The sequence below is a fragment of the Kineothrix sp. MSJ-39 genome (genome assembly GCF_018917935.1).
In the GTDB taxonomy this organism is placed as follows: Bacteria; Bacillota; Clostridia; order Lachnospirales; family Lachnospiraceae; genus CAG-194.
Window position 1 is genome coordinate 1 of sequence record NZ_JAHLPN010000035.1, and the last position, 7,152, is coordinate 7,152.

The 7,152-nt window shown below is 46.3% G+C and carries 5 protein-coding genes; all 5 read right to left on the reverse strand.

Annotated features, from left to right (window positions below):
* Positions 1–175: 175 nt before the first annotated feature.
* Entirely contained in the window at positions 176–586 is a 411-nt protein-coding gene (locus tag KQI22_RS13535; protein ID WP_216553355.1) for a hypothetical protein, read from the reverse strand.
* 28 nt (positions 587–614) lie between these two features.
* Positions 615–1,409, reverse strand: coding sequence for a pyrroline-5-carboxylate reductase (gene proC, locus KQI22_RS13540; protein ID WP_216553358.1), 795 nt, complete (start codon positions 1,407–1,409; stop codon positions 615–617).
* Positions 1,410–1,490: 81 nt separating this feature from the next.
* Complete coding sequence (locus KQI22_RS13545; RefSeq protein WP_216553361.1) at positions 1,491–2,267, reverse strand: TrmH family RNA methyltransferase; 777 nt, start codon at positions 2,265–2,267, stop codon at positions 1,491–1,493.
* Between the two features lie 206 nt (positions 2,268–2,473).
* Positions 2,474–3,448 (reverse strand): 6-phosphofructokinase, encoded by a 975-nt coding sequence (gene pfkA, locus KQI22_RS13550; RefSeq protein ID WP_216553364.1) that lies wholly within the window; start codon positions 3,446–3,448, stop codon positions 2,474–2,476.
* 68 nt (positions 3,449–3,516) lie between these two features.
* A complete protein-coding gene (locus tag KQI22_RS13555) occupies positions 3,517–6,966 on the reverse strand; it encodes a DNA polymerase III subunit alpha (protein ID WP_216553367.1) in 3,450 nt (1,149 codons plus the stop codon).
* Positions 6,967–7,152 lie beyond the last annotated feature (186 nt).

A 7,152-nucleotide genomic window follows, 5' to 3' on the forward strand; every position in this document is an offset into this window, starting at 1 on the left:
CCGATTGCCCGAATAGTAACTTTAAAGCTTGTTTTACAGGCGGAAATTTTCGCCTGCTCTTGACATGCTCGAATCGACACTGTTATATATAAAGCAAGGGCTGAATGCTCATTTGAGAGCCTTCAGCCCAATCATTATCATAGAAGATTACATTTACAGAGTTTTATTCACACACTCAGATTTCATAATAATTTTGAGAAAACGCACCTGCTTTCTTTGAAACCCTTCCGTACAATCCAACCTTTGCAAAATGAAGTGCAGTATCATTTTTTAACAGATCCTGACGTTCAACTGGTTGTGTCTTAATGGAAAAGGTCTCACCTGTTCTTTCATTGAGTAGGACGATTTTATAATCTATAGTTTTATAATCCATAAAAGTCTGATAAGCATATCCTGAAATCACAATATATGTTGAATCAACTGGTGCATCCACACCATATTGAAATTCAGCTGTTTTATCTTCTGCATTGGCTATGTCTATTTTTTGAAAGCCTGCATATTCGCGCATCTGAAGCTGGTAAAACAAGAACAAAGCCATGAATGCCAAACCATAACCGATTACAATTATCTTTCTTCGAAATTTCATATTCTCTCCTCAACCCAGTCCGTCCCTTTCAGACGCCTTTTGCCTTCTCCACACATGCCTTCTGTGCTTCGATGACAGCACTGCGAAATCCTGATTTTTCCAGCACTCTGACAGCTTCGATCGTTGTTCCCGCAGGAGAACATACCATATCCTTTAATACACCCGGATGCATTCCTGTTTCGAGTACCATTTTGGCACTTCCGAGAACAGACTGCGCTGCAAATTCATATGCCTGTGTTCTTGGCATGCCATCCATGACAGCCGCATCTGCCATTGCTTCTATAAACATAAATACATATGCTGGTGAGCTGCCGCTAACTCCTACAACCGTATCCATCAGTTTTTCCGGAACGATATATGCTTTACCAAAACTGTTCAACAGGGAAAGTACCTGTTCCATTTCCGCATCTGTTACGTTTTCTGCCTTGCAAACACCTGTACAGCCTTCGCCGACAAGCGCCGGTGTGTTTGGCATACATCTGACAAGTTTGACTTCTTTTCCGAACAGCTCTGTCAGCCATGCGATCGTCTTGCCCGGCGCAATGGAAACCACGATTGTTTCCGGCTTTACAGCGTCCTTAATGTGCCCGATCACATCCGGATACATCTGTGGTTTGACAGCCAGAAACAGAATATCCGCCTGCCCGGCCACTTCTGCGTTATCCTTGCAGCCTGTGATATGAAAAGCAGCTTCTGCTTTCTTTACGGATTGCTCTGTTTTTGCTGATCCGAGTATATCCTTTGCGCCTACGATCTCTTGTTTGATCATACCGCCGATCATAGCTGTTGCCATGTTTCCAAGTCCGATAAATCCTATCTTCATTTTCCCGCTCCTTTTCCACCGGTTTCTTTTTCCTGTACCGCTCTGCGTTACATCCGGTAAATATCTGTTCAATGTCAGTTTCTAGTTGTTCTGTCTCTTTGCTTCATACATTAAAATAGCTGCGGAAATAGCAGCATTTAACGATTCTACCTGTCCTTCCATCGGAATCCGGATCTTACTCGTGGCAAGTGCCGTGATCTCATCGGAAAGTCCGTTCCCTTCATTACCGATCAGAAATGCCGTTTTTGCGCTGTAGCACTCCTGTGTATAGGTGTTTTTCCCCTGCAGATGTGCTGCATAGGTCTGTATACCGGCGGCGTGCATTCGTTCTACCACTGCCTTCAGATCCTCCACATAACAAAACGGAACTCTGTAAACAGATCCCATTGTGGAACGGATCGTCTTTGGATTGAACAGATCTGCTGTTTTTTTACTCATGATGACCGCTGTAATGCCTGCACCCTCTCCCGTCCGCAGCATCGTACCCAGGTTGCCCGGATCCTGGATATCCTCCAGTACCAGAAAGGTTCCGTCTCTGCCAAGCAGCTCATCCAGATCATAGGACGGTTGTCTGAGGACACATAACACCCCCTGCGGCGTTACCGTATCACTCATTTTGGCAAATACATCATCGCTGACTTCCTCATAAGGTACGGAGAGAGTTGCCAGCAGCTTACTTTGTTCCTTTCTTTGCAAAAAGGAGGTCGATACATAGACCTCCTTTAACAGCTCCTTTGGTGCTTCCTTTGCCATCCGGATCCCTTCTACCACGAAAAGCTGCTCCGTGCGGCGCGCTTTTGCCTTGGTGACCAGCTGGCAGACATGTTTAATTTTACTATTAGATGATGACGTGATCATAATGTTCCTTCCCGTCTTTCCATATTCTCATGTCGTTGTTACTGTCTCATATGTTCAGAGCCTCATCGCCATTCGCAAATCCGCTGCTTCGCGGCTTTCCATTTGCTCATGTCGCGGCTCTCGCCGCATGAATTTATAAAAACATGTGGCCGCATATAAATATGCCCCACATGTTTTATATAAATTCGCACGGCTCTGAACATACGTCACATGGACAAGATTCTGCTGACGCTGTATTCGTAATCGTCAATGTCCTTCTGCATGGCGAGTGCTTCATCGATATCAAAATCTACGAACTTACCGCCCTGATGGCCGACAACTCGGTTTGTCTTGCCTTCGCAGAGAATATCTGCTGCATAAGCACCCATGATGGATGCATAGAAACGATCCTTACAGGTCGGATTACCGCCACGCTGCATGTAACCCAAGATTGTTGCTCTTGTCTCAATACCGGTTGCAGCTTCGATCCGTCTTGCCATGGATGTGGAGTGTCCGATGCCTTCCGCATTGATGATAATGTGATGTGTTTTACCATGCTTACGGTTGTTGATGATATTGTTGATAATATTCTGCTCGTTATAATCGTATTTTTCAGGCAATAAAATATCTTCCGCGCCATTGGCAACACCACACCAGAGTGCGATATAACCGGCGTTTCTGCCCATAACCTCAATGATACTGCAGCGTTCGTGGGAAGAGGAAGTATCTCTTACCTTATCAATCGCTTCCATTGCTGTGTTGATCGCAGTATCAAATCCGATCGTATAATCTGTACATGCAATATCCAGATCGATCGTTCCCGGCAGACCGATTGTATTGATGCCCTGCTTGGAAAGTGCCTGCGCTCCGCGGTATGAACCGTCACCACCGATCACGACAATACCGTCGATCCCGTGCTTACGACAGATTTCAGCACCTTTCTGCTGCCCTTCCGGTGTACGGAACTCAGCACATCTGGCTGTTCCAAGGATCGTACCGCCACGCTGGATCGTATCGGATACATCCTTTTTCTGCATATCTATAATTTCTTCGTTTAACAGTCCCTGATAGCCCTTTTTGATGCCCTTGACTTTAACGCCATTGGCAATCGCTTTACGGACCACCGCACGGATAGCCGCATTCATGCCCGGTGCATCACCACCGCTTGTCAGAACACCAATTGTTTTGATTTCATTTGCCACTTGCTTATCCTCCTGTCTGTTTTGCACTATTATTGTATTATTTTTTTGTTACTATTGCAATATTTCTGTTATAAAACCTTTATATTGTCTTTTCCGAACGTTTCACTTAGTCTTTCGAGCAGCGTTTCTTCTATATGAATGTTCTGGTTCGGCGGCAGAAGTTTCTGCACACGCTCCTTCTTGCAGACAATCAGCACAGAATCCTTTCCTTCCGAGCCCTTTAAGAGCTCTGTCAGCTTATCTGCCTGCTGCAGGTAGCTGTCTTTATCCGCAAAACCGATCGCCAGACGACGCGGCATTTCATCAAACCTGCTGATCGTAGAACCGATCAGTTTGCCGTCCTTTTCATCTTCCAGCTGTACGCGTCCCTGTACAAAGATCTTTCCGTCCACCTCCAGACGGCTCTGGTTTTTCTCATAATCCCGCGGGAATATGATCACCTCAATACTGCCATACAGATCTTCGATCGTCAGAAATGCCATGATCTTATTATTTTTTGTATATTTGATCTTTTTATCCGTTAAGATACCGCCGATCACGACCTCTTGCCCATCCATTACCTTTGGTTCACCGGTTTCTTCGTCTCTGTAAAAATCAGAAGTTTTCGCCGTGATCCGCCGTTCCAGAAATGTTTTGTATTCTTCCAGCGGATGTCCGCTGATATAAAAGCCGACCACTTCTTTTTCATACGCCAGAAGCTCCTGTCTGTCAAATTCATCGACATCCGGAAGTGGCGTGTGAAAGTCGCTCTTATCTTCCCCTTTCGCCAGATCAAACAGGCTCATCTGTCCATCGACATTATTCTTTTTATCCTTTACAAGCCGGTCAACCAATCCCGCATATACGAACATCTTCTGTTTCCTGTTGCCCGGCAGGGAATCAAACGCACCTGCCTTGATCAGATTTTCGATCACACGCTTGTTGATGTCAAGCCCGCTCGTTCTCGTGATAAAATCTTCCAGTGTTTTATAGTTGCCGTTTGCTGCGCGCTCTGCAACAATACCTTCAATAACCGGTCTTCCAACGCTCTTTAACGCCGTCAGGGCAAAACGGATCTTGCCGTCCTGCACAGAGAAGCCTGCCAGACTGTAATTTACATCCGGCGGCAGTATTTCGATCCCCATGCTTCTGCAGCTCATGATATATTCCGTTACCTTTGCTGAGTTGTCTATGACTGACGTCATAAGTGCTGCCATAAATTCCAGCGGATAATAATATTTCAAAAAGGCGGTCTGGTAAGATACAACCGCATAGCACGCTGCATGCGACTTGTTAAACGCATACTTGGCAAAATCCATCATTTCTTCATAAATATGATCTGCCACCGCTTCACTGATCCCACGGCTGATACAGCCCGGAACGCCTTCCTCCGGGTTACCGTATACAAAGTTAGCCTTCTCTTTCTCCATGACTGCCTGCTTTTTCTTACTCATGGCACGTCTGACCAGATCGCTTCGTCCCAGCGTATATCCACCAAGTTCCCGCACGATCTGCATAACCTGTTCCTGATAGACGATACAGCCGTAGGTTGGTGACAGGATCGGCTCTAAGAGCGGCGTTTCATAGGTAATGGTTTCCGGATTGTTCTTTCCTTTGATATAACGTGGAATGAAATCCATCGGGCCCGGACGGTACAGGGAAATACCGGCAATGATATCCTCCAGGCTCTGCGGGCGGAGCTCCTTCATGAAGTTCTTCATACCGCCGCTTTCCAGCTGGAACACGCCATCCGTCTTTCCCGTTCCGATAAAATCAAGCACCTTGGGATCATTGTAGTCAATGTTACCCATGGATAACTCTTTCCCCGTATCCTGTTTGACAAGATCGACTGCATCTTTGATAACCGTCAGTGTCCGCAGTCCTAAAAAATCCATCTTCAGAAGTCCGAGTTCTTCGATCGTCGTCATTGTGAACTGTGTTGTAATCGAACCATCTGAGCCTCTGGAAAGCGGTACAAATTCCTCCGCCGGTTTCTGACAGATTACGACACCAGCCGCATGCATGGAAGTATGCCTCGGCAAACCTTCAAGCTTCATACACATATCCAGCAGATTCTTCACCTGCTCCTCTGTATCATATCTGCTGCGAAGCTCCGGATTCATATCCAGTGCTTTCTGCAGGGTAATATTCAGTTCATTCGGGATCATTTTGGCAAGGGTATCGCCAAAGCTGTACGGCAGATCCAGCACACGCGCCACATCACGGATCACACCCTTTGCCGCCATCGTACCAAAGGTAACGATCTGTACAACCTTGTCCGCACCATATTTGCGCCGTACATAATCGATGACCTCCTGCCTTCTTTCATAGCAGAAATCAATATCAATATCGGGCATAGACACACGCTCCGGGTTCAGGAAACGCTCAAAGAGCAGGTTATAGCGGATCGGATCAATGTCGGTGATCTTCAGACAGTAGGAAACGATCGCCCCCGCGGCGGAACCTCGTCCCGGTCCAACAGGGATTCCGTTTTCTTTCGCATAATTGATAAAATCCCATACGATCAGGAAATAATCTACATATCCCATCCTCCGGATCGTGGACAGCTCATAGTCCAGACGTTCCTTCAGCGTTCCGTCGTCATCCGGGTAACGCTCCTTCAGACCGTCCATACATAATTTATTTAAGTATGTCCAGGAATCATAGCCCTGCGGCACTTCAAATTTTGGCAGCTTTGTCACGCCAAATTCGATTTCCACATTGCAGCGTTCCGCGATCTTGTGCGTATTCTCCAAGGCCTCCAGCGCATAAGGAAACAGTTCTTTCATCTGATCTTCGCTCTTGATAAAATACTGTCCGCCTTCATAACGCATGCGGTTTTCATCCGTTACGACCTTACCGGTCTGGATACAGAGCAGGATATCATGCGCCTGTGCATCCTCCGCCCGTGTATAATGCACGTCGTTTGTTGCCACAAGGGGGATATCAAGCTCTCTGCTCATGGAGAGGAGTGCAGCATTGACTGTCTGCTGCATCGGAATGCCATGATCCTGCAGCTCCAGGAAATAGTTGCCTTTTCCGAAACAATCCTGATATTTGAGTGCCGCCTGCTTTGCCTCTTCGATCATGCCTTTTTCTATGTATCGCGGTACTTCGCCCGCCAGGCAGGCTGACAGGGCAATAATACCCTCATGAAACTCACGCAGCACTTCCATATCAACACGTGGCTTATAGTAATAGCCTTCTGTGAAGCCGCGGCTTACGATCTTCATCAGGTTGGCATAGCCCTGGTTGTTCTCTGCTAACAAAACAAGGTGGTGATATCGTTCTTCGCCGCCTGTCAGTTCTTTATCAAAGCGGGAATTCGGTGCCACATACACTTCACAGCCCAGAATCGGTTTAATGCCTTCTGCTCTTGCAGCTCTGTAAAAATCGATCACACCGTACATAACACCGTGATCAGTGATCGCCACAGAATCCATGCCCAGCTCTTTTACCCGTTTCACACACTCTTTAATTTTATTCGAACCGTCCAGCAGACTGTACTCTGTATGGACATGTAAATGCGTAAATGCCATAATTTCCCTCGTTTTTAAACAATATTCCCTTTTAGTATACACGTTCCGGCGTTTTCAAACAAGAACAAAGGGGCTGTAAAATAAGTCCCTAACAAAGAAACGCCAACTCCGGCAAATGTCGGTTTTGGCGTTTCTTTGTATGATTTTTTCTATTTTTGAACAGGTCTGCATCTTTGGGTATAAAAA

Excerpts from the sequence above, each read along its gene's own strand:
- KQI22_RS13555 (WP_216553367.1), bottom strand. The coding sequence starts at position 6,966 with ATGGCATTTACGCATTTACATGTCCATACAGAGTACAGTCTGCTGGAC.
- proC (WP_216553358.1), bottom strand. The coding sequence starts at position 1,409 with ATGAAGATAGGATTTATCGGACTTGGAAACATGGCAACAGCTATGATC.
- KQI22_RS13545 (WP_216553361.1), bottom strand. The coding sequence starts at position 2,267 with ATGATCACGTCATCATCTAATAGTAAAATTAAACATGTCTGCCAGCTG.
- KQI22_RS13535 (WP_216553355.1), bottom strand. The coding sequence starts at position 586 with ATGAAATTTCGAAGAAAGATAATTGTAATCGGTTATGGTTTGGCATTC.